Here is a 21,722-nt window from a genome sequence, read left to right as displayed (position 1 = left end):
GGGCACGCTTTCATACAGGCAAGTAGAAAATAACAAGAAGGGCAACATGAAGCAGCAACAAGCAGAAGGGACTGCCTTCAATCACAACACAGAACCGGCAACTCCCTCTCTAAAAGACATGGAGGTCTATGATTTCCCGCTGTCCTATGCACAGGAACGCGTCTGGTTCCTGCAACAACTTTACCCGGAATCCACCGCATACCATATCAGTGGCGCATTGGAACTTCAGGGACATCTTGATCACGAAGCGCTGCAACTCGCCTTGCTCGATCTGGTAAAAAGGCACGAGAGCTTGCGGACCTGTTTTATATTAGATAATGCACTCCCCCTGCAACGGGTGATGCCAGAAGGTTGGGTTGATAAAAAACTCTTTCCGCTTAAGCAACTCGAACTGTATAGCCAGGCCTCACAAACCTGGGATAAAGACATTAGCGCTTACCATCATGCACAATGCTTACTGAATGATGTCAACGATTTGGCCTTCAACCTTGCAACCGGCCCGTTACTCCGAGTGCATTTGATTAAACTCAAGTCCGAACATTACTGGCTGCATCTGTGCCTGCACCATATCATTGCAGACGGCTGGTCAATGAGCATACTACTTGACGAATTGGCGCAATTATATCGTCACCATAGCCACTGTAACGAAGTTCATCCCGGGACAGCTGAACGCACTGCGGTAATACTCCCTGAGTTGCCATTACAATACGCCGACTATACGCTTTGGCAGCGAGAGACTCTTGCCGGCGAGAATATGAAGCAGCAACTTCAGTATTGGCGTGAACAACTCCATGATGTACCACAAACGCTAAACTTGCCGCTTGATAACACCCGGCAGCCCGACAGCCCGGATAAAGCCGCCCACCATCAATTTCTACTCACCAATTCAGAAACCCATCAATTACAACAATTCGCTCTACACCATGATGCCAGTCCTTTCATGGTCGCATATTGTGCATTTAACTGCTTTTTAAGCCGGATCAGCGGTCAGAATGATATTGTTACCGGCACTGTTGTTGCGAATCGCGAAGCGGAAGATCTGGAAAAACTGATCGGTTTCTTTGTTAATACACTTGCTATCCGGTCTACCCATCACCCAGAAGATACATTTAACCATGCGTTGCAACAATTCAAAAACACGCTCTTATCGGCCTATGGGCATCAGGACTTGCCGTTCGAGAAAGTTGTAGAGGCAATACAACCCAATCGTGAGCTCGGCCAGACGCCTTTATTTCAAGTGCTTTTCGTATTTCAGAATACCCCGGCACTGGTTCTCGATTTGGAAGGCTTGACCGTTAAACCGCTTGAACTTGATGCCTCGGACAACATTCGCTTCGATTTGGAAGTCTATAGTCAATTTGATGCTTCTAACGGCGGCCGGCTCAGGTTCGATTTTTTCTATCAGGCCGCCTTGTTCAATCGTCGAACGATTGAACGGATGGCAGAACAGTACAACTGCTTGCTCACTCACGCAATAAAAGTACCGGAAACGCCGGTATCGCAATTAAAGTTATGCAGCGAAACAACGCAATTCAGATTGCAACAAGGCTTATCATCACCTAAGGATTTAAGTTCCACAAGGGAAAGGCTGGAGCACAAAGTTCACCAGTCTGTGGTTGAGAATCCCAATGCGGTCGCCGTTACGAATGGTGAATATTCGATCACCTATCTCGATCTGGAGCGTAAATCAGATCAGGTCGCACAGTATCTCTTACACGAAGGTGTAAATAGCGAAGACCCGATAGCAGTCTGCCTGACCCGCGACACCGATCTGATAGTTGTATTACTCGGTATTCTCAAAGCGGGTGCTTGTTATGTCCCACTTGATCCGGAATACCCCGCGAGTCGCCTTTACCAAATACTTGAAGACTGCGAGGCGCGTTACATCTTTGTTGAACCTTCCACCGAAGACTGTATTCGTGCTATCAAATCACAAGCAATAAGTTCAACTGCTCACGGTAACCTGTTCTGGAATGCCATTCAAAAACAAACGGCGTTGTCTTTTTGCGCAAACCCACTGCGTTCCAATAACGTTTCAGTTGATCAACTGGCGTACATAATCTATACCTCGGGTTCAACCGGACGCCCTAAAGGTGTGGCGATTGAGCATCGCTCAGCCGCTGCATTGATCGACTGGGCGAGGGAGCAATTTGATAACGATACACTCAGCCGGGTTCTGGCCTCGACTTCAATCTGCTTTGATCTCAGCGTCTTCGAAATATTTGTCACACTGAGCGCTGGTGGCACCGTTGTATTGGTAGACAATGCACTGGCCTGCCTTGAAAAACAAACGGTTGAAAGACAGACAGTTGAACGACCAACAGGCAATCACCTCCCAAATCTTAACCCCAGCCTGATCAATACAGTGCCCTCGGCCATCCGCTCGCTTCTGGATGCCAACGCCATTCCCGAAACCGTACAAACCATTAACCTGGCAGGGGAACCGCTTGGTCAGGATCTCGTTGACCGGCTTTATCGTCTCCCTCACATCACGAAGGTTTATGATCTTTACGGCCCATCCGAAGATACAACCTATTCGACATTCAAACTACGAACAAAAGGTGGACGCGCGGCCATTGGACTGCCAATAGCCGGCACGACAGCATTCATCGTTGATCAAAACCTGCAAGTTGTCCCCGAAGGTGTATGTGGGGAACTACTACTGGGTGGTGAGGGTCTCGCTCGAGGGTATTTTAAAAGGCCGGAATTAACTGCAGAAAAGTTTATTAACAACCCATTCACACCCGAACACAAAGACCAACTCTATCGCACAGGGGATCTCGTACGGGTAAATTCGGACAATGAACTGGAGTATCTGGGGCGCATTGATCAACAGATCAAGATTCGTGGATTCAGAGTCGAACTTGGTGAAATTGAATATCAACTCAATCAGTTAGCGGAGATTAACAGCGCGGTTGTGACGGTCTTGGCCGATCACTCGGGTAACAAAACCATCTTAGCCGCCTATCTTGTGCCCGAACGGATAAATGACCCGCTCGATATGGTTGCGATAGAAGCCAAAATAAGGAAACGGTTACCAAACTACATGGTACCTTCCCGTTATTGTCAAATCGCTTCTATCCCGCTGTCGCCAAATGGCAAAACGGATCGAAAAGCGCTTCCCGAATTCTCGTTACAAACCTCCAGCGAGACACACAGTGCGCCTCGATCCCCTTTAGATCATCTCCTCTGTGACCTCTGGTCAGAGATTTTAGGGCTCACAGCCCCACTCGGAATAGACGATAATTTCTTTCAATTGGGCGGCCACTCCTTGCTGGCAGCCCAGATTACGAATCGGTTGAAAACCAGCCAGTTTAATCAAAAGCAACTTGAGTGCTACCGGGAAATCAATACTCCGGACATTCAAGCCTCGCTTTCAAAACTGAGTGTTAGAGCATTATTTGAGAACCCCACAATTCGGCTTTTTGCAGATGCGCTCAATGCGAAAACACGGCAGGCCAAGGACAAAAAGGCACAAGCAGGTGAGTACACAATAACGCACTTTCCCGAAACATCACCTAAAATCGATAACGCCCTCTACCCCCTCAGCCCTGGTCAACAACGATTATGGTTTTTGCATCAGTTTCCCGAGCTGCAAAACGCCTACAATGTATTTATGGCGGTACATATCCGAGGCCCACTACAGATTCAAAGCCTGCAGAATGCAGTAAGCAATGTGGTCAAGAAACACAGCATACTCCGCACTCGATTCATTGAAACCGAAGATGGGCCTAAACAACAGCTACTCGATGATTGCGACGTTAAACTGGAAATCATCGATTTGCGTGACGAGTACTCCACCGACCCAGACTCACTGAACCGCGCGCTTAACCAGTTAACCAGCCAACGCTTCGAGCTTGAGCGTGGGCCGCTCTTATCATTGAGTTTGCTGGATTGCTCAAATGCAGAAGTTTCTGGCGGATTCTCTCCGCACTACGTGCTCGCCTTCGTGATGCATCACATCATCTCCGATGGATGGTCCCTTGGAATCCTGTTCGACGAGCTCAAACAGGGCTATCAGGCAAGCGAAGCTGCGCGACAGTCGCCGACTGCACTGGCCGCTAAACCGGAAGCTAAACCGGAAACGACGCTACCAATACAGTACGCAGATTACGCCCTTTATACCCAGGATCGTGAAACGACAAACGCCTATGCAGAACAATTGGACTACTGGAAGTCCAGACTTGCAGGCTATCCGGACCTTTTAAATTACCCCTTTGATTTCCCTCGACTCAAGTCTGGCGATGCTCGTTATCAAGCTAAACGCGGTGGCACCATCCATTTCGATTTGGATCGTCAGGTCGTAAACCGAATCAAAAGCCTCGCACACGCCCGGAACAGTAGCGTATTCATGGTCGCTCTGAGTATCTATGCCGCCCTGCTATACCGTTATACCCGTCAACCACGACTGATCATTGGTACCCCCGTTGCAAATCGCAATCACCCGGCACTGGAAAAGTTGATCGGATTTTTCGTAAACACCTTGCCGATTTGCTTCGACCTCGATTCAAATCAGTCCCTCAATCAGTTGCAGACACAGACCAGGGACACATTGCTGGATGCCTTCAGTCATCAGGAAATTCCGTTTAACAACGTGGTCGAAGCGCTCAATCTCAGTGGCAATCAGGGCTATAATCCGCTTATTCAAACCCTGTTTATGATGCACAACGCCCCGGTAGTGGATCGTGATATTCCGGATATTGAAATTACACCCGTCAAGCTTGAACAACAAAGTGCCATGTTCGATTTGATGATGTCACTCACAGAATCCGAGGGCCAGATACAGGGGATCTTCTCCTATGATCTAACGCTGATATCAAAGCAGAGTGCCGAACGCTTCGTTCAGTATTATGTCTGGCTGTTATCGATTGCTGTGCAGGAACCGGAAAAAGCACTGGGACAAATTGAGCTAAGGGATTGTCCGCACCTCCCCCCCTCCAGGCTTCCCGTCAAACCCGCAAACCTGATTCGAACACCAAGCAGATCGTTACTGGTGGATCAAATCGAGGCCGCCATTGCCCAGTTCTCCAACCGGACAGCATTACAGGCCGAACAAGACTACACCTACGGCGAAATTGGCCGACAATCAGATCGGCTGTTGCGCTGGTTAACACATCAAGGTATCCGGGAAGGCCAATCAATTGCGTTATGGCTGCCCCGTCGCGGCGATTTGTTTATCTGGAAACTGGCCTGTCTTCGGGGCGGGATTGCGTATGTTCCCATTTTGCCCGATTGCCCGATTCAACGGGCGAATCAGATCATCCTTAATGCCCAATGTGCCCTGTTGGTGATCGACTCTGAAAAACTGGAAACCTTATTGGAGAACACAGCGTTTCAAGTAGACTGCTCCGTGGTAAACAGTGATGAGCGCGAAATCTGGCTCGCAGCCGAAAGTAAGCTGAACACACAGCCTCACCATGGAACCCGTGTGTCCACCAAGGCAACCGGATATATTCTGCACACATCCGGTAGTACTGGCACGCCAAAAGGTGTAGCGGTACCGCATCTTGCCCTCGGCAATCTGGTCAAATGGCATCAACAGCAACCCAGACTGAATAAATCAGCTCGAACACTCCAATTTGCCTCTCCTGGATTTGATGTCTGTTTCCAGGAAATCGCCACAACCTGGTGTACCGGAGGTACATTGATAATTTGCCCGGATGATATCCGGATTGACAGTACTGCACTTTTTGATTTTATTAAAGCAAATCGAATTGAAAGAGTATTCTTGCCCTATGTCGCCTTACAGGCTCTGTGTGAGTCCGCACAGTCAGAATTCGATCACCTGCAATCTCAGTCCCTCCCCCTGTTAGACGACGTTATTACGGCTGGCGAACAACTCAAAATAACAGACCCGATTCGAGCATTTTTTGTATCCAATCCAGTGTGCCGGCTTCACAACCATTATGGTCCAACGGAAACCCATGTCATAACCGCGCTGCAACTGCCGGAAAAATCAGAAACATGGCCAAGATTACCCAGCATCGGAACGGCGTTGAATCATGTTGAACTCACCGTAGTCGACCCGGATACGCTGTTACCCCAACCTGAAGGCATTCCGGGTGAACTTTGGGTTTCCGGCGATTGTTTGGCCTCCGGCTATGTCAACCAACCCGAATTAACAAAGCAGCGTTTTATCCGGCACGCCTTGCAACCGGATCAGTTTAAACGTTTTTATCGAACCGGAGATCTCGTTCGATCACAAGGGGATGGCCAATTCACCTATCTTTCAAGAATCGATCAGCAAGTCAAAATTCGGGGTTTCAGGGTCGAACCCGGTGAAACCGAAGCCGTCATAAGTGGTTACCCGGGTATTCGAGACTGCGCAGTGGTTGCAAAAACCTTAAAGGAATCACCAGTCCTGGTCGGTTATATCGGCGGTTTTCCCAGGGAACAAGAACAAGCACTAACACGCAACCTGAAAAACTGGTTGCAGGAGCGGTTACCGGACTATCAAATCCCGACGATTTGGGTTTACGTAGCGGAATTCCCAAAAACCACCAGTGGTAAGCTGGATCGTAACAAACTCCCGGTGCCGGTTCAGACCAATACCATACAGCTTCATGAACACACATACACGAACCCGGACAATGCCCCCCTTGATGCCTCCCCCGACTCAAAACTGGAGTCACAGATACTGCAAATCTGGCGCAAGATTTTACCAAACGCCGAAGCGCTCAAAGTCACTGAAAATTTCTTTGAGGCAGGCGGCCATAGCCTGCTTGCCACACGACTCATCAATCGTATCCGCTTTGAAACAGGTATCAGCCTGAGTGTGAAGACGCTTTTCGAGCACCCCAGCGTAAGGGCGCTAACTCAGGCGTTGGGAACCGCACAGGCGGGGCAGTCTGACGTTCACCCGGGAGACTCAACCCAATCCGGATTGACAACGATCCCCCGTCATCCTCGCGATAGCGCGGTCCCGTTGTCTTACGCCCAGGAAAGGCTCTGGTTCCTGCACCAACTGGAACCCGATAGCAGTCGCTATAATATGTCTGTAGCCTTCCAGATTGATGGCTTGTTGAGCGTTTCAAGCCTGAGTCGAGCGGTTGAACATATTGTCGAAAAACACGAAGCGCTGCGCACTAATTTCCGTATGGATGGCGAAACGCCGATCCAGGTCATTCAATCATCGCAACATGTCAATTGGGTCATGTTGGATCTCTCCAGTCATGCGCCCGCAGTTCGCGAGCAAAAATGCAATGATTTGATTGAAGCAGAAGCCCGCTACACATTCGACCTGAGTAGTGAACCTTTGTTCCGTGTTCATTTGCTCAAATACCAGCAGAATAAACACATCCTCATCCTGCTTTTTCACCACATCATTTTTGATGGCTGGTCCACCGATATCTTTCTGAATGAATTGGTCAGCGCATACGGTTATTTCAATCATCTTACGGATGACAACACAACCGCACTGAAACAGGCCCAACCCCAGCTTGCAATTCAATACGCAGATTATTCCTTCTGGCAGCGAAAAACGCTGACAGAACAGGTTCAGGATAGCCACTTGTGCTATTGGAAAATGGAACTTCAAGGCGCACCAGAACAGATTGCACTGACGGAAAAACAGACTTCAGATCACCAGTGTGGTGTATTTTACAATTCACTCCCCGCCCCCACGGTCAAAGCGGTACACCAAGTTTGTAACGCGCAGTCAGTGACCCCCTATATGTATTTCTTTACTGCTTTTGGCATCCTGCTGCAACGGCTCTCAGGACAGTCTGATCTGGTTATCGGCACAACTGCTGCGAACCGCACCCGGCAAGAGCTGGAACCGATGATTGGCTTTTTCGTCAATTCTCTGCCCATCAGACTCAAGTTACACCAGCACACCACATTCCGTGAATTGTTGAGTCATACTTTCAAACAGGTGACTGAAGCCCAGCACCATCAGGAGTTGCCTTTTGACATTCTGGTCAAGGCATTGAAAGTTGAACGAAAAGCCGGCGTTCATCCGCTGTTTCAGGTGGTGTTTGATTACCAGCATATGGAGTCGAATCCAGACACTACGCCCTCATCGCTACAGATAAGCCTGCTTCCGGCGCGCCGCGGACAGGCGAAATATCCACTGGTCATGTCTGTGAGTCAAACCAGAACCTCGTTCGATATCGTATTGGAATACGATCACAACTATTTCAGTGACGAAGATGCGACCCTTTTGATGGCGCTTTACCTGAACATCGTAACAGAGAGTACCGATAATCCCGATAGCCCGTTAACCCAGCTATCGGCACAAGCCGGAACCGCAACCCAAAGCGTTGCAACCAATGACCAAAACGAAGAGTTTAACTTTTAGAAGGAGTTCGAAATGATTGATTGCATCGTTATCGGGATGAACATGCCGGAAACCCCTTCTCATGTTGAACTGGTCCGGTCTGTGGACAACAATGGTGGTGCCTGGCGCGATTTGCGCCTGGCTTTTGTTGAACACAATGATTCGCAGTACACGGCATTGGATCTGATCAACGAAGTCTACCGGAAGCATAATCCCAAATTCGGGTCAGCCATCGACGAGACTGAGACCGACCTATCAGGCCAGCCAGATCCGTTCCGCCCATTCAACAATCTTGATTTTCTCTGGCCAGCCGTCAGCTATCTCACAACGTTTCTGCGTAAACGGGATTTCAACACCGAATGGATTAACCTGTTTCAACAGGAAAAAGACCGCCTCAAGACATTGCTCACCACAGGAAAAGTTCGCGCGGTTGCAGTAACCACAACCCTGTATGTCACCCCGCAACCGATGATTGAAATCATCCAGTTTGTTAAGTCTCTCAGCCCTGAAACCCAAGTCATTGTCGGTGGCCCTTACATTGCCGGACAGGCAGATTTAAGAAGTGATGAGGAGCTGTACAGTCTTTTCAGCTATTTGGGTGCAGATATCTATGTGATCAGTTCCGAGGGTGAACAAACCCTGGCGAAAATACTGACAGCATTGCGGCGGGAACAACCGTTATCAGACATTAATAATCTTTTGTACAAGAACCGAAATACCATATCCCCGCCCTTCATCCGGACTGAAAAGGCCGTAGAAAACAATGCACTTGAAGACGAGCCGGTCGATTATGCTCTGTTTCCCAAAAAACAACTGTCACAGTTTATTTCGCTCCGTACCGCAAAATCCTGTCCTTACAGCTGTGCTTTCTGTGGGTTTCCCCAACGAGCAGGTGCATACAAAACCTTATCCCCTGAGCTGGTTGAAGAAGAACTGGACCGTATTGCCGATCTTGGCTGTGTCGATACGTTGACGTTTCTGGATGACACATTCAATGTGCCCAAAAAGCGATTCAAAGATATTCTCAAAATGATGATCCGTCGCAATTACGGGTTCAAATGGAATTCATTCTATCGCAGTGATCAGGGCGATGAAGAAACCATCCACCTAATGCGAGAAGCCGGTTGCGAGGGCGTATTTCTAGGTGTGGAATCCGGCAGTGATACTTTGCTCAAGAATATGAACAAAACGGCGCGACGGAAGCATTTTGCGGCGGCAATCCCCCAGTTACAAGCCGCAGGTATCTCCGCGCACGCCAGTTTGATCATCGGCTTCCCGGGGGAAACAGAAGCTACAATCCGGGAGACCCAGTCATTAATAGAGGAAGCCAAACCGGACTTTTTCCGGGCACAGCTCTGGTATTGCGACCCCTTGACCCCCATCTGGAAAAACCGTGAACAATACGGACTCACGGGTAACGGTTTTTCCTGGAAACACGACACTATGGACAGCGATACCGCCAGTGATTGGGTGGAAAGGTTGTTTTTCGATACCCGCAACTCAACCTGGTTACCACAACATGGCTTTGAACAATGGTCTACGTTCTATCTGCAACGCAGAGGTTACAGTAAGCAACAGGTCATCGACTATATCGCTTTATTCAATATGGCTGTAAAAGCCCAGCTCACAGACTCAAGTCTGAAATCAATACCGGAATCCGTATTCGACGCCATCGAAAACCTGTTGATTTACAAACAAACCGACACCCAGATGATGAGCAGTGTTCACCACACTGCAACCCACCATGTAAAAGACGATGCCATGGAAAGCTTTGCATTTTAGCCGGAGTTTTAATTAATGCCTGAACAGAATAAAAATACGTTACTCTTTGATGCCAATACCATCGCCGCCCGTGACTATTGGCAACGCTCGCTCAGCAAGGCAATTGATCGCAGCAATCTCCCCCTCGACAGTAATAACACGGCGATGGATTTTCAATCAGTCAGCGGACAACTTAACGCTGAAGTCTCTGAGCTCATTCAAAAAATAAGTCAGGGAGGACACTTTTTAATTTACACGATCATCGTCAGTGGTGTTCACCTTTGCCTTCGGCGCTATGGTTTTGATGCTGACAACGATACGCAAAATATATCCATTGTTACGGGCTCACCTGCACGGAAGCACGACGATGACGTCACAAGCGCAGTCGACAATGCATTACCAATCGTATCGACCCTTAACGAGGGTCATAGTTTTAAAGACGCATTAATGCAGATTCGCACACAATTGCTGGATGCCTATCAGCATCAACATTATTCCTGGCAACAAATTATCGATGATTTTTCCCTTGCAGCACCAGACAACCGCTGCCCGTTATTCGATGTTGCCGTGACCTATGATGCGATTCATGGCAGCTTGCCTGCAACACTTAACAATGACATTAGCCTGTTTATCACGTCAGGACAAAATGGCGTTTTGAATTACGAATTGCAAGCTCGAAAACACCGGTTTAACGAAGCACGTCTTCCGCTTTTTATGGAGCACTTGCAAAATCTGCTAAAGCAGGCATTGGGCAACCCAACTCGTGCTATCAACACGCTCGATTTATTCGGTCCTCTGGATCAGGATATTGTTCAGAAAGCCCAAAATGGGCCAGCCATACCCTTGCCAGACGAGACGCTGACCGAACAGTGGCTGCAGATTGTCTCTGCACACCCCGGTAACATTGCAGTTACAACCCAACAGGACAGAATCAGCTATCACGAACTCGATACGCTGATACGGGCAATCTCAAGCCAGTTGGAAGCATTCCTGAATCAAAGTTCGACTCAATCCGATCCGCAGCATCAGGCCAATGATCCTTCAGTGGATAAGCGACTAATCGGCCTTTATTTCCGGCCCGGTATCGAACAGGTGGCCAGCATGCTCGCGACACTCGATCAGAATGCCGCTTTTTTGCCCCTGGACCCGGATTACCCCAGTGACCGCATCGAACACATGCTAAAAGATAGCGGCTGCAACGTTATTCTAAGTACTCAGGCAGACGCCCCGCTCGGGTTACTTGAGAATGTCAAAAGCTCAGCGAAACAGTTTGAAATTCCAGCGCCGATGCTGGAATCAGGCACACTGACACTGACACTGACCGTGCTGGAACACCCGGGCGCTCACTATCCATCTGAACTTGCTTATTTGATTTACACATCGGGCTCTACGGGATTACCCAAAGGGGTCAAAATCAAAGCAACCGCATTGTCCAATCTGATCAGCGCTCAAATTCGCGAATTCGAGCTTGATGCGACATCCAGTACCTTGCAATTTGCTTCGTTAAACTTCGATGCATCAATTTCAGAAATGTTTACATCGCTTTGGAGCGGTGGCAACCTCGTCGTATTTCCTCGTGACGAGATCATGCCCGGCCCGGATCTTTATCACGCCATCAGTGAGTTTGGCGTAACGCATATCACACTGACGCCCTCATCCCTGGCTCTATTACCCCACGAGCAAACGAACGATGATCTGAAAACCATCATCGTTGCAGGAGAACAATGCTCCGCCGAGATTGCAAATCGTTGGCGACATCGATGTAAACTCATCAATGCCTATGGCCCGACAGAAGCAACAGTCTGTACGACGATGGGTGTGGTGCCATCTCAACCAGAACTGGATCGATCAGCCACACTGGGCCCGGATATCGGCCAGCCAATTCAGAATGTCAGCTGTCGCATTGTTGCGCCCTCCGATTCGGAACCTGCCGTGCGCGACTGCGCGGTGGGTGTGCCCGGTGAATTGCTTATCTCGGGCCTGTCACTGGCACTTGGCTACCATAACCGCGATGAAGACCAGCAAAAAAAGTTCATCACGCTGGACGGTGTACCATTTTATCGATCTGGAGATCTCGCCAGTTGGCAACCCGATGGCCGCATTCGCCATATGGGTCGCATTGATCGGCAACTCAAGGTTAGAGGTTTCCGCATCGAGCCAGAAGAAATCGAGTCCAAATTGCTCAAAATAAAAGGCATTCAACAAGCGGCAACTGTCGCGCAGATTGTCACCACGGGCCCCAAGGAAACCGCTTTAACAACAGAACTAAAACGTCTTGTTGCGTTTGTTGTACTCCAGCCCGGTTGCAATTTGGCTGCAACAGAAATCAAGACTTCACTCGAAACGGCGCTGCCGGAATTTATGCGGCCGGATCTGATTAATATCATCCCGCAAATTCCGGTATCCCCTTCAGGAAAAGTTGATTATGCTCAATTGGAACGTTTGGATATCCAAAGCACCAATACTCACTTTATCGCCCCACGGGATGAAATCGAGCTTAAAGTAGCCTCAATCTGGAAGCGGCTACTCAACTGTCGAAATGTCGGTGCGACGGATAACTTTTTTGCACTGGGCGGATTTTCCCTGCTCGCGGTTAGACTGATGAGTGCGATTCAACAAACGTTTTCAGTTAACCTCCCACTCACAACGCTCTTCGAATACCCCACAGTGGAACAGCTCTCCGCGAAAATAAAGTCCCATCAACAGCAGTTGGAATCCAGTGAATGGTCTCCTTTGGTGGTTATCACCAGTCATGAAACTCAAAATCCGCTCTATATCATTCACCCCACCGGGGCAACCGTGTTGTGCTATTACCATTTAGCGAACCAGCTGATGCCGGACATGCCTGTCACCGGGATTCAGGCCCAAGGTATCGAACCCGGGCAAAATCCGATCGAGTCGATCCCAGAAATGGCCCGTTACTATGCAGAACAAATTTGTCAGGATCAACCAGAAGGGCCACTGCATCTCGCCGGATGGTCATTCGGCGGTGTAGCGGTGTTTGAACTCGCAGTACACTTGCAGGAAAGAGGTCGTGAAATCGCCTTCCTCGGCTTGATAGACGCCTATGCACCTGACGTATTTCAGGGAAAGTTTGCCGACCATGATGATGCTGAAATTATCGCCTCCCTGCTCGGCGGCATTGCTGAGGTTGATCCGGATGCGTTACGCGGTAAAGATACCGAGACCCAGCTCAATATCGCAATCGACGCGACACGTGAAGCCCAGGCCCTGCCAATGGGTTTCAGCATCGAACAGGCTCGGCGCATCTTAAATGTCAGTAAACAAAACTACCACGCGGTCGAAACCTATCAGCCGCGCACGTACAATGGCAATCTCACCCTGTTCCGACCTCAGGGAGAAGCGCACTTTGCGGAAGAAATCTGCGGTCAAGATCAAACTTTGGGCTGGCACAACTGGGTCACCGGCAACATTACTGTTCACATGACACCCGGACATCACCAGACCATGGTCCTGCCACCTAATGTCGAGAACCTGGGTGAACTGTTTCGCGCGGAGCTGATCAAAGATCCTGAGAGTAAAGAAATGAGCAACGCCAATGTGAATAAGGCGATGCAATAAGCATAACTTAAGGCCCGAACAATTCGGGCCTTTGATCATGTTTCAATCATCCCTGTCAACGATACTGGAGTTATTGACTCTTGCATTGTTCTGTACTGATTTTATGATCTCTGTAATTAACTTTTCAGGCAAAACACCATAACTGTATAAGCCGTTATCGAGTTTCCGAATGTCATAGCCAGGCCAACTAAATTTATTGAATTCTGTTGTGATGACCCAGGACCTGTCTTCATCTAGGCCCAAACGTTTTTTGGTTGCTGCTGGGATTTCGATACCAGATTCTGGGTCTTCCGGAGGGGTATGAGTGATTGGTAGAACAAACAATACTGTTCTGCCATTTTCATCTTTCCGATTAAGCAAAACACTGCAAGGCCTTTCCTTAAGCCCTTCGACCTTGCCTTTCCGATGTTCGTTCCACCAAAGATAGGAATATTTTATAACATGACCGATTTCAGGTATTTTCGCCATTACTTCAGTTCATCGTTGTACTGGCTTGCTTCTCTTGGAATCTCGACTTCAGATAGACTCAGTAAATCATTATCTGACATTTCTGAAACATGAAATGCTCTTTTTTCCAGCTCTTGTAGTCGGCGATATTCCTCTGCGGATATAAGAACCAAATCTTCCCTGCCGTGATTGGTGATGACAACAGCTTCCCGATGCGCGATAGTTCGATAGCGGCCAAACTCTTTTTGCAATTCACCTGATGTTACCTGTGCCATAAAATCACCTAAATACTTATAATATGTAAAATACATATTATCCGTAATTTACGGATTTTACCAAGCAATCATTTGGGTAAATTCATACCGGTAGCGGCCAATGCCATCAACAGCTGTTCTGCTTCATCGTAAGACATGTATTTGGGAACCGCATAGGTTGTATTGGCCTCTTTAAAGGCTGCTGCGATAATGGTATTGAAATCCTTTCGGGCCAGCTTTTCCACCGTAGGTTCAATACCTACATCGGCGATCAACTTCTGCACGGCTTCGATAAATACGCTGGCAAGCTCGCTGTCGGAATCACCCTCTCTGCCTAGTTTGAGCATTCTGGCCAATTCCGCCATGCGCTCTTGGCAACAGAGCTTGTTGAACTCTAATACCTGGGGCAAAACCTTCGCGTTGGATTCTCCGTGGGGAATCTGATATAGCGCCCCCAGTTGATGAGCAAAGGCATGTACGTAGCCCAAACCGGCTATATTGATCGTTAAGCCCCCATAATAAGAGGCAAGCGCCATCTTTTCCCGTGCACGAATCACCGTACCACGCTTACATGCCTGGGGTAGATTTTCAAAAATCATTTGTATACCGGATCTTGCATAATAATCCGATTCTTTTGTTGCCAGGCCACTCAAGTAGGCTTCGATCAGGTGCGTCAGGGCATCAATGCCAGTGGCTGCAGTAATATGAGCAGGTAATCCTTTCATCAGTTCCGGATCCAGTGCCGCAAGCAGAGGCACGACTTTGGTATCGATCACCAGTTCTTTCTTGTGCGAGTCCGCATCCGAAATAACCGCACCAATGGTTGCCTCCGATCCTGTGCCGGATGTTGTCGGAATCGCAAAAAACGGCGCAGCCGGTTTCTTACCTTTCAGGATTCCCACCAGACCGATGGGCTCAACCTCATTGGTAGCGGCTAACGCAATGACTTTGGCCGCATCAATAGATGACCCACCCCCAATAGCCATTACACAATCACAACTATCTTGCTGATAACGTCGAAGGCCTGCATCAACCACTTGAAACGTCGGATCCGGCAAAACTTCCGTAAACAATGAATACTGCATGCCCTGCTTATCCAGCTCCGCCAGAATGCCATCCAGCACGCCGAGCTTATAAAGCATTTCATCCGTCACAATCAGCGCTTTCTCAAGACCGAACTGGGAAACAGACTCGCATAGACGAATCGATGCCCCTTTACTCATAAATACCGTCGGCTTAGGAATATTCAGGATCGTGGACAATGCCCGCAACCCGGTAATATATCCGGTACCGACAATCTTGTTCTTCAAGCGGGATAAACGAAGCGTTCTAACCAGGCGGGTCTCTACATCATCAAGCAATTCAGGCACGTTCACAGTGGGTACTCCATAGCATTTTTATTATGGGGAACAAATAACGTTAACAGCCAGTAACAACGAATAACGGTTGCACTACTGAAGAATGTAGCATTTTAGAGCAATTACTCAAGTTATTGTTTGATTGGTACGGTGAAGGCTTGATCAAGGGTAGAGATTGTTAAATGATCGCGTATCGACAAGCTTTGTTGCGTAATTCGTTGTTTTCGAAATATGAGTGGGGTGTCTACTGCTTACTCGCAATTACTTTTCTGCTCATCGATACTTGATTATCTAAAACTTTGACCTTTCATAATGCTGATATTTCTCTGGCACCGTCACTTCCTTTTTCTTCACCCCATCCCACAAATCCTTTACCCAAGCAGGTAGCGGCTTATTTTCAAATATATCTAGATACTTCTCTGCGACTCTGAAATATCTACTACTCTCACGTGGCAAACCATGTGGATCATCAAAATTATCAATGAGATACATTAAATAGATCAAATCATCTTTTTCTTGATACAAATCGTCACGGAGAGGCAACGATTGATACCAATGATTAATACTATACTGGACAGAACTAAAAACTGGGTAGCCTTGCAACAGCCAAAATATTACTGCTTGATAACCTCCAAACTGATTAGCGAACCCTAGTTCCGTTTCTGGCAATGCAAAAGGTAGTGATCTATATTCTTCGAAAGTGTTTCCATATAATGCATAAAAAACAACCTCTTCACGTCCTCCCATCATTCCATAATCTGTGTTGTACTGAGGAAAATTAGACAAACCAATTGAGTGATAACAATCTCTTATATCTCTGATACCAGCATGGCTGAGTAATGATCTAAAATATTCAAGAGAAGGCTCCGGATAAAACCATATCTTAATAAAAAGCGGCACGGGGTATTTGGCCAAACGTTTACCATGGGAGTAGTCTGGCAGCGGATTGTCCTGATCTTCTTCACCAGTTAAAAAATAGTGCCTCACCTGTTTTAAGTCTTTGCTACGGAACCAAGTAAGAACATCAATACTATTTGCTTTTAACTCCAACCAAGCCTGTTTTCTGTTTTTAAGCCACTCTGCATTATCAATAGGCCAATTCATCATCAACTCCGTTTAAAATTGCCTTACTAATCCGGGCATGGGAATTAACAGGAATGACTTTAACGGAACAGAAGACATGCCCAAATCATGGAAAGCCCAGATTTCACTCGATGCCACACCTTATTATTAGAATTACCGAGGCGTACGTCGCAGTTTTTTTCTGTGGTGTTAATTAGTATAGTGGTAATAGCTACAAGCATCGCAGGCGATGGGGCGAGCATCGGTTGATCCTGTTGGAAATTCGCCCAAAACCTCCGTTCAGAAACGAATCAGAGCATCAAGTAGTCGATGCATTATCCCGGCTCTTTTGGTGCTCAGCACGCACCATAAAACCGTAGGTCAAGCCCAGCGCCAGTACCACAGCCCCCAGAGAGAAAACTTCCAGCGCTTCAATTTTCTCGAAGTCGAGTACAATGATCTTCCGTGCCACAGCCATTAAAGCAGTTGCGATGACGAGTTTTACTGGAAGCTCGTGACTTCTGAGATAGATACGTATATTCACGAATATCTCAATTGCCACCAGAACAGCGAGGAAAGCCGCAAATGTTTCGAAAATATCACTGATATTGAGCAGGTACATCGGATCCGAAGTAAGTCTCTGGAACAATACATAAACAACATCGGCAATTCCAAAAAAAATAACAATCACCATCAAAATAGCAAGCAATTTAACGGCAAACCGTATCGCGTGATGGCTGGCACGAATGATCGGATCAGGATCATCCAGCGGCAATTCATTATGAGTTTCTTTGTTCATCCATGTATTCCACACAGCTATTAAAACCTATCGTAGATGTTAGCGGTTCACACTGGGAATTTCTACGGTAGTCGAGTTTTTAACGCTATAACCTGCAGCTACTACTCTAATCGGGTTTTCTAGAGCGGAAACTGTTTATAGTACTCACTTATGCCATTCAGGATGTTGGCCGTCGCAATTGACGATAGGATCAATCCCATCACTCGACTGATCACGCTTGCACCACTCGTTCCCACCAATTTGGCGATAAAACCGGATAAAAGCATAAATACGCAGGCAAGCACCAACACTAACAACATAACCAAAGCTGTTTGAACCTGCTCCCAAATACTAAAAATCGAATTCTCCGTTAACAAAACCGCCGCCAACATTGCTCCCGGACTGGCTATTGAGGGTACAGCCAGAGGGAAAACGGCCGTTTCTCTATGGGAAGTTTTCAGCAGTTTTAGCTCCTCTTCAGGTTTGCTCTCACCGAATATCATATTCATCGCAAACAGGAACAACACGATGCCCCCGGATATTTGAAACGCAGGAAGCGGTATAGACAACGCCTTCAGGATAAGCTCACCGACAACGACAAAGAAAAGCAATACAAAGGCTGATACAACGGTCGCAAAAAAGGCAATGCGCCTTTTTGTTTTTAAATCATACTTCTCAGTAACAGCAATAAAAACAGGAACAGTCCCAATAGGGTCGATTACAGCAAAAAATGTGATGAATACAGCGATAAAATCGATTGTCATTATTCAAATCCCGGTAAGGTAGGTGCTCTACTTTTTCCTTACAACGCGTCCTTAAAGTACATGTCGTGATCGAAGTCTACACATAAACGAAGAGCAGTAATGACTTCAGTCTCAATTTTTTCTCGTAGTGAAAGATCTTTAATATTAGAGAGTTGTTGCAGACAATATGGTTTAAAAGGCAACGTAACTAAATGGTATATGTTTCCATCCATATTAAAAACAAATGAACGAATTTCAAAAGCTATCGAATTCGTTTCAATCAAATAATAATTTCGCTCATGATCTACTGCCCACGGTGAACCTGTACCTATGGAGCCATAAGGGGTTTCAAAGCGAATTGGCATGCAGGATAAAGGTCCTAAAATTACTCTTGAACTGTCACCCTTTCGAATCATTCGATCAACCCATTCTTTTTGCAACCGCATACAATTTTCAAAGGTTGTATCCGAAACGACGTACCCCATTGGAAATCTTATCCCTCGTTTTTTAAGTCAATGTTTGCCGGGCGATTACAAGCCTTTCGCAAACGATAAGCATGAGGTGTTACCCCGTACCAGTTTTTGAAGGCATTGATGAAACTGGTTGATTCAGCGTAACCCAGTTTATTGGCAACTTGCTCTACAGGCAGATCAAGATTAAGTAAGTATTCATCTGCGAGCATGCGCCGGACTTCATTGCGGAGCTGTGCAAAGGAGGTGTGTTCGGTTTCTAGACGACGGCGTAATGTTCTGGTGGTCATGCAAAAACGTGATGCGACCGCATCCATTGCCGGCATATCAGCTGCCCGGAGTGCCAAATGGCTACGGATTTGTACAGCCAGGCCACTGCGGGCAACCCTCTGATTCAGAATGACTTCACATTGCTTCTCTGCAACCTCCAGCGCGAGATCGTTTGCTTGGGGGAGTCGTTGCTCCATTCGTTCTTTATTGAGCAGTGCAACATTCTGGTTTGCGTTGTACGTTGGTTTCAAACCAAAGAAGTCTTCATAACAGGATCCGCAGTCCGGAGGCTCATAGTTGAAGCTTAATAATTCGAGCATAGATTCAAGACCAAAAATATCCCGCAAGGCCGTGATTAACGCGGCACTGTCTCGCTCGATGATAAATCTGCGTACAGATTGAGGAACTTCATCATCGTGAATGGTTGTGCGAATGTGCTCTTCGGTATCCTCTACTACAAAACGGGTATACGCGAACGTCAAGTGGAAGTAACGCATTGCCACATTCATGGCATCCCGCCCCGTTCGACTGCTGACAATGGCAAAGCCAAGGGGCCCGTAGGCCGTGAAGTGGTACCGCTTGCCTACATGAATCCCCAATGCAGGGATATGTCCCAGTTTTTCCACAAGATTTTGCGTCATACGCAGTTCTTGGCTTGCAGTTACAATTGCGGCGGGGTCTGATAGCTGAGCTTGAGTGACCCGGGTTCCCGCTAACACATCAGACAATGGCAAGTCATGCTCACCAGCAAAATCAGCCAGCAGGCGCATTCCGGTTACACTTCGCGTAAAGTCCCAACTAAACATATCTATCCCGGTTATACAGTTCGATCAAAACGATATAGACAATGAAGATCTGTCCTTTTTTATTGATTTTTTGTCCCCGACACACAGTGTAGCAAGAACTGAATCAACCTACTATTAACGCATTTTAAAACGCCGCCTGCACTGGGCAGAAGCAGGCAGCTTCGCATACCGGCTAAGTACCGCTTTTTTTAGAGTTTATGCATCATAACAAGGAAAATAGACATGCAAACACATGATTACGACTACATTGTAATTGGCTCCGGGTTTGGTGGCAGCGTTTCTGCCTACCGGTTAAGCCAGAAGGGTTATCGCGTACTGGTAGTGGAGCAAGGTCGGCGCTGGACACCGGATAATCTGCCAAAAACCAACTGGAAGTTCTGGGACTATTTATGGCGGCCCGCGCTGGGTCTCAAAGGCTTTTTGAGCTTACGCCTGTTCAAGCATGTGATGATTCTCCATGGCAATGCTGTCGGTGGAGGCTCGATCACCTATGCGCAAACCCTTTTAGTACCACCAAATTCGGTGTGGAAGGAAGGTAACTGGGCGGGGCTGGATGATTGGGAATCAGTGATGCCCGAACACTATGAAAAAGCCAAGTACATGTTGGGCGTGACCGAAAACCGCAGGCCCGGCCCAGCAGATTACAAGTTGAAGGAAATGGCCGCTTCAGCCGGTGTGGAGGACAGTTTTTACCTGACGGACGTCGGCGTCTTTTTTGGTGACGATAACGATGAGCCCGGTAAACGTTATCCCGACCCGTTTTTTGAAGGCGAAGGGCCAGACCGAAATTCCTGTATTGGCTGCGGCGGCTGTATGGTTGGGTGCCAACACAACGCCAAAAATACTCTGGATAAAAATTACTTGTATCTGGCAGAGAAAAGAGGTGCAACGGTGCAACCGGAAACCCGTGTCGTGGATGTAAAGCCTCTAAATGGCAAGGCGGATGGTGCAGAGGGGTATGAAGTACTCACCGTGCCTACGTTTGAACGCTTCAACAAAATCCAGACCCGGATCACCGCACAAAATGTTGTGTTTGCAGCATCATCCCTTGGCACACAAGAATTACTCTTTCACCTCAAAGATGTCGGCTCACTCCCGAACATCTCCGATGATCTTGGCAACCGGGTGCGTACCAATTCGGAGTCCATTCTTGGTGTACGCTATCCTGGAACCAAAGAGGATATGTCAAAGGGTGTATCAATCGGATCCGGCATCCATATTGACCAGTACACACACATCGAAGCAGTGAGATATCCGGAAGGGTCTAATTTATTAAGTAGTTTGCTTACGATACTGACGGGTGGCAAACCCGGCCCGACGCGCGTATTGTATTGGCTACTGGCCATGATCAAAATATTGATTAAACGACCAATTGCCGGTATCCGAAGCTCCATACCATACCGGTTTGCCTCCGAGACCATTATTTTTCTGGTAATGCAGACCCTCGATGGCCATATCAACATGCGTTGGAAGCGTGCCTGGTATTGGCCTTTCAAGAAAAAACTGACCACACAGGGGAATCCGATACCCACGTTTATCCCTGAGGCTAACGAATTCACCCAGAAAGCCGCTGCGGCAACGGGAGGAGTTGGACTCAGCTCACTCAGTGAAATACTCTTTAATGTTCCCATGACAGCCCATTGCATGGGCGGCTGTGCCATGGCGGAATCACCTGACAAAGGGGTAATCGATGCGCAAAATCGCGTGTTTAATTACCAAAACATGTATGTCGTTGACGGCTCCATGCTTTCCGCTAATCTGGGCGTAAACCCCAGCCTCACCATTACCGCACTGGCGGAACGGGCAATGTCTTATATTCCAGATAAATCCGGAGTTGACGCTATCTCTCAAGAAGAGATTGCAAGCCAACCGCAACAGGAAGTAATGGAGAAGTAAGGTACAGCGGAGCAATA

12 protein-coding genes are annotated in these 21,722 nt (G+C 47.7%); 4 read left to right on the top strand and 8 right to left on the bottom strand.

The genetic code is table 11. From position 1 onward, the window contains the following. Positions 1–46: 46 nt before the first annotated feature. From OLMES_RS13180 to OLMES_RS13170, 3 genes are read left to right on the top strand one after another with little or no spacing between them, the layout of a single operon-like run. Positions 47–8,299 (top strand): non-ribosomal peptide synthetase, encoded by an 8,253-nt coding sequence (locus OLMES_RS13180; protein WP_087461688.1) that lies wholly within the window; start codon positions 47–49, stop codon positions 8,297–8,299. Between the two features lie 12 nt (positions 8,300–8,311). Continuing rightward, the gene (locus OLMES_RS13175; protein ID WP_087461687.1) at positions 8,312–10,060 is read left to right on the top strand and encodes a PhpK family radical SAM P-methyltransferase; all 1,749 of its coding nucleotides are present in this window, start codon (positions 8,312–8,314) and stop codon (positions 10,058–10,060) included. A 15-nt stretch (positions 10,061–10,075) separates the two neighbouring features. Continuing rightward, a complete protein-coding gene (locus OLMES_RS13170) occupies positions 10,076–13,621 on the top strand; it encodes a non-ribosomal peptide synthetase (protein ID WP_087461686.1) in 3,546 nt (1,181 codons plus the stop codon). A 42-nt stretch (positions 13,622–13,663) separates the two neighbouring features. On the opposite strand, the gene OLMES_RS13165 is transcribed toward OLMES_RS13170, so the two are convergent. The 8 genes from OLMES_RS13165 to OLMES_RS13130 form a co-directional block, all read right to left on the bottom strand. After that, complete coding sequence (locus OLMES_RS13165) at positions 13,664–14,089, bottom strand: hypothetical protein (protein WP_087461685.1); 426 nt, start codon at positions 14,087–14,089, stop codon at positions 13,664–13,666. Then, positions 14,089–14,343: a type II toxin-antitoxin system Phd/YefM family antitoxin gene (locus tag OLMES_RS13160; RefSeq protein WP_157678297.1), complete on the bottom strand. Its 255-nt coding sequence runs from the start codon at positions 14,341–14,343 to the stop codon at positions 14,089–14,091. Before OLMES_RS13160 ends, OLMES_RS13165 begins: the two co-directional genes overlap by 1 nt. 68 nt (positions 14,344–14,411) lie before the next feature. After that, the gene (locus OLMES_RS13155) at positions 14,412–15,698 is read right to left on the bottom strand and encodes an iron-containing alcohol dehydrogenase (protein WP_087461683.1); all 1,287 of its coding nucleotides are present in this window, start codon (positions 15,696–15,698) and stop codon (positions 14,412–14,414) included. A 273-nt stretch (positions 15,699–15,971) separates the two neighbouring features. After that, entirely contained in the window at positions 15,972–16,784 is an 813-nt protein-coding gene (locus OLMES_RS13150; RefSeq protein WP_087461682.1) for a hypothetical protein, read from the bottom strand. A 277-nt stretch (positions 16,785–17,061) separates the two neighbouring features. Then, the gene (locus OLMES_RS13145; RefSeq protein WP_087461681.1) at positions 17,062–17,541 is read right to left on the bottom strand and encodes a phosphate-starvation-inducible PsiE family protein; all 480 of its coding nucleotides are present in this window, start codon (positions 17,539–17,541) and stop codon (positions 17,062–17,064) included. Positions 17,542–17,660: 119 nt separating this feature from the next. Further along, entirely contained in the window at positions 17,661–18,284 is a 624-nt protein-coding gene (locus tag OLMES_RS13140; RefSeq protein WP_087461680.1) for a MarC family protein, read from the bottom strand. Between the two features lie 38 nt (positions 18,285–18,322). Continuing rightward, a complete protein-coding gene (locus OLMES_RS13135) occupies positions 18,323–18,748 on the bottom strand; it encodes a hypothetical protein (RefSeq protein ID WP_087461679.1) in 426 nt (141 codons plus the stop codon). Between the two features lie 8 nt (positions 18,749–18,756). Then, positions 18,757–19,809 carry an AraC family transcriptional regulator gene (locus tag OLMES_RS13130; protein WP_087461678.1) on the bottom strand — a complete coding sequence of 351 codons (1,053 nt, stop codon included), beginning with the start codon at positions 19,807–19,809 and terminating at the stop codon, positions 18,757–18,759. A gap of 222 nt (positions 19,810–20,031) precedes the next feature. Here OLMES_RS13130 and OLMES_RS13125 point away from each other — a divergent pair, with 222 nt between their 5' ends. Further along, positions 20,032–21,705: a GMC oxidoreductase gene (locus OLMES_RS13125; protein ID WP_198343326.1), complete on the top strand. Its 1,674-nt coding sequence runs from the start codon at positions 20,032–20,034 to the stop codon at positions 21,703–21,705. The last annotated feature ends 17 nt before the right edge of the window (positions 21,706–21,722 follow it).

Origin of the sequence: Oleiphilus messinensis, assembly GCF_002162375.1 — a bacterium.
GTDB lineage: Bacteria > Pseudomonadota > Gammaproteobacteria > Pseudomonadales > Oleiphilaceae > Oleiphilus > Oleiphilus messinensis.
The sequence above is the reverse complement of the archived record's forward strand: the minus strand, read 5'-3'. Positions and strand labels throughout refer to the sequence as shown.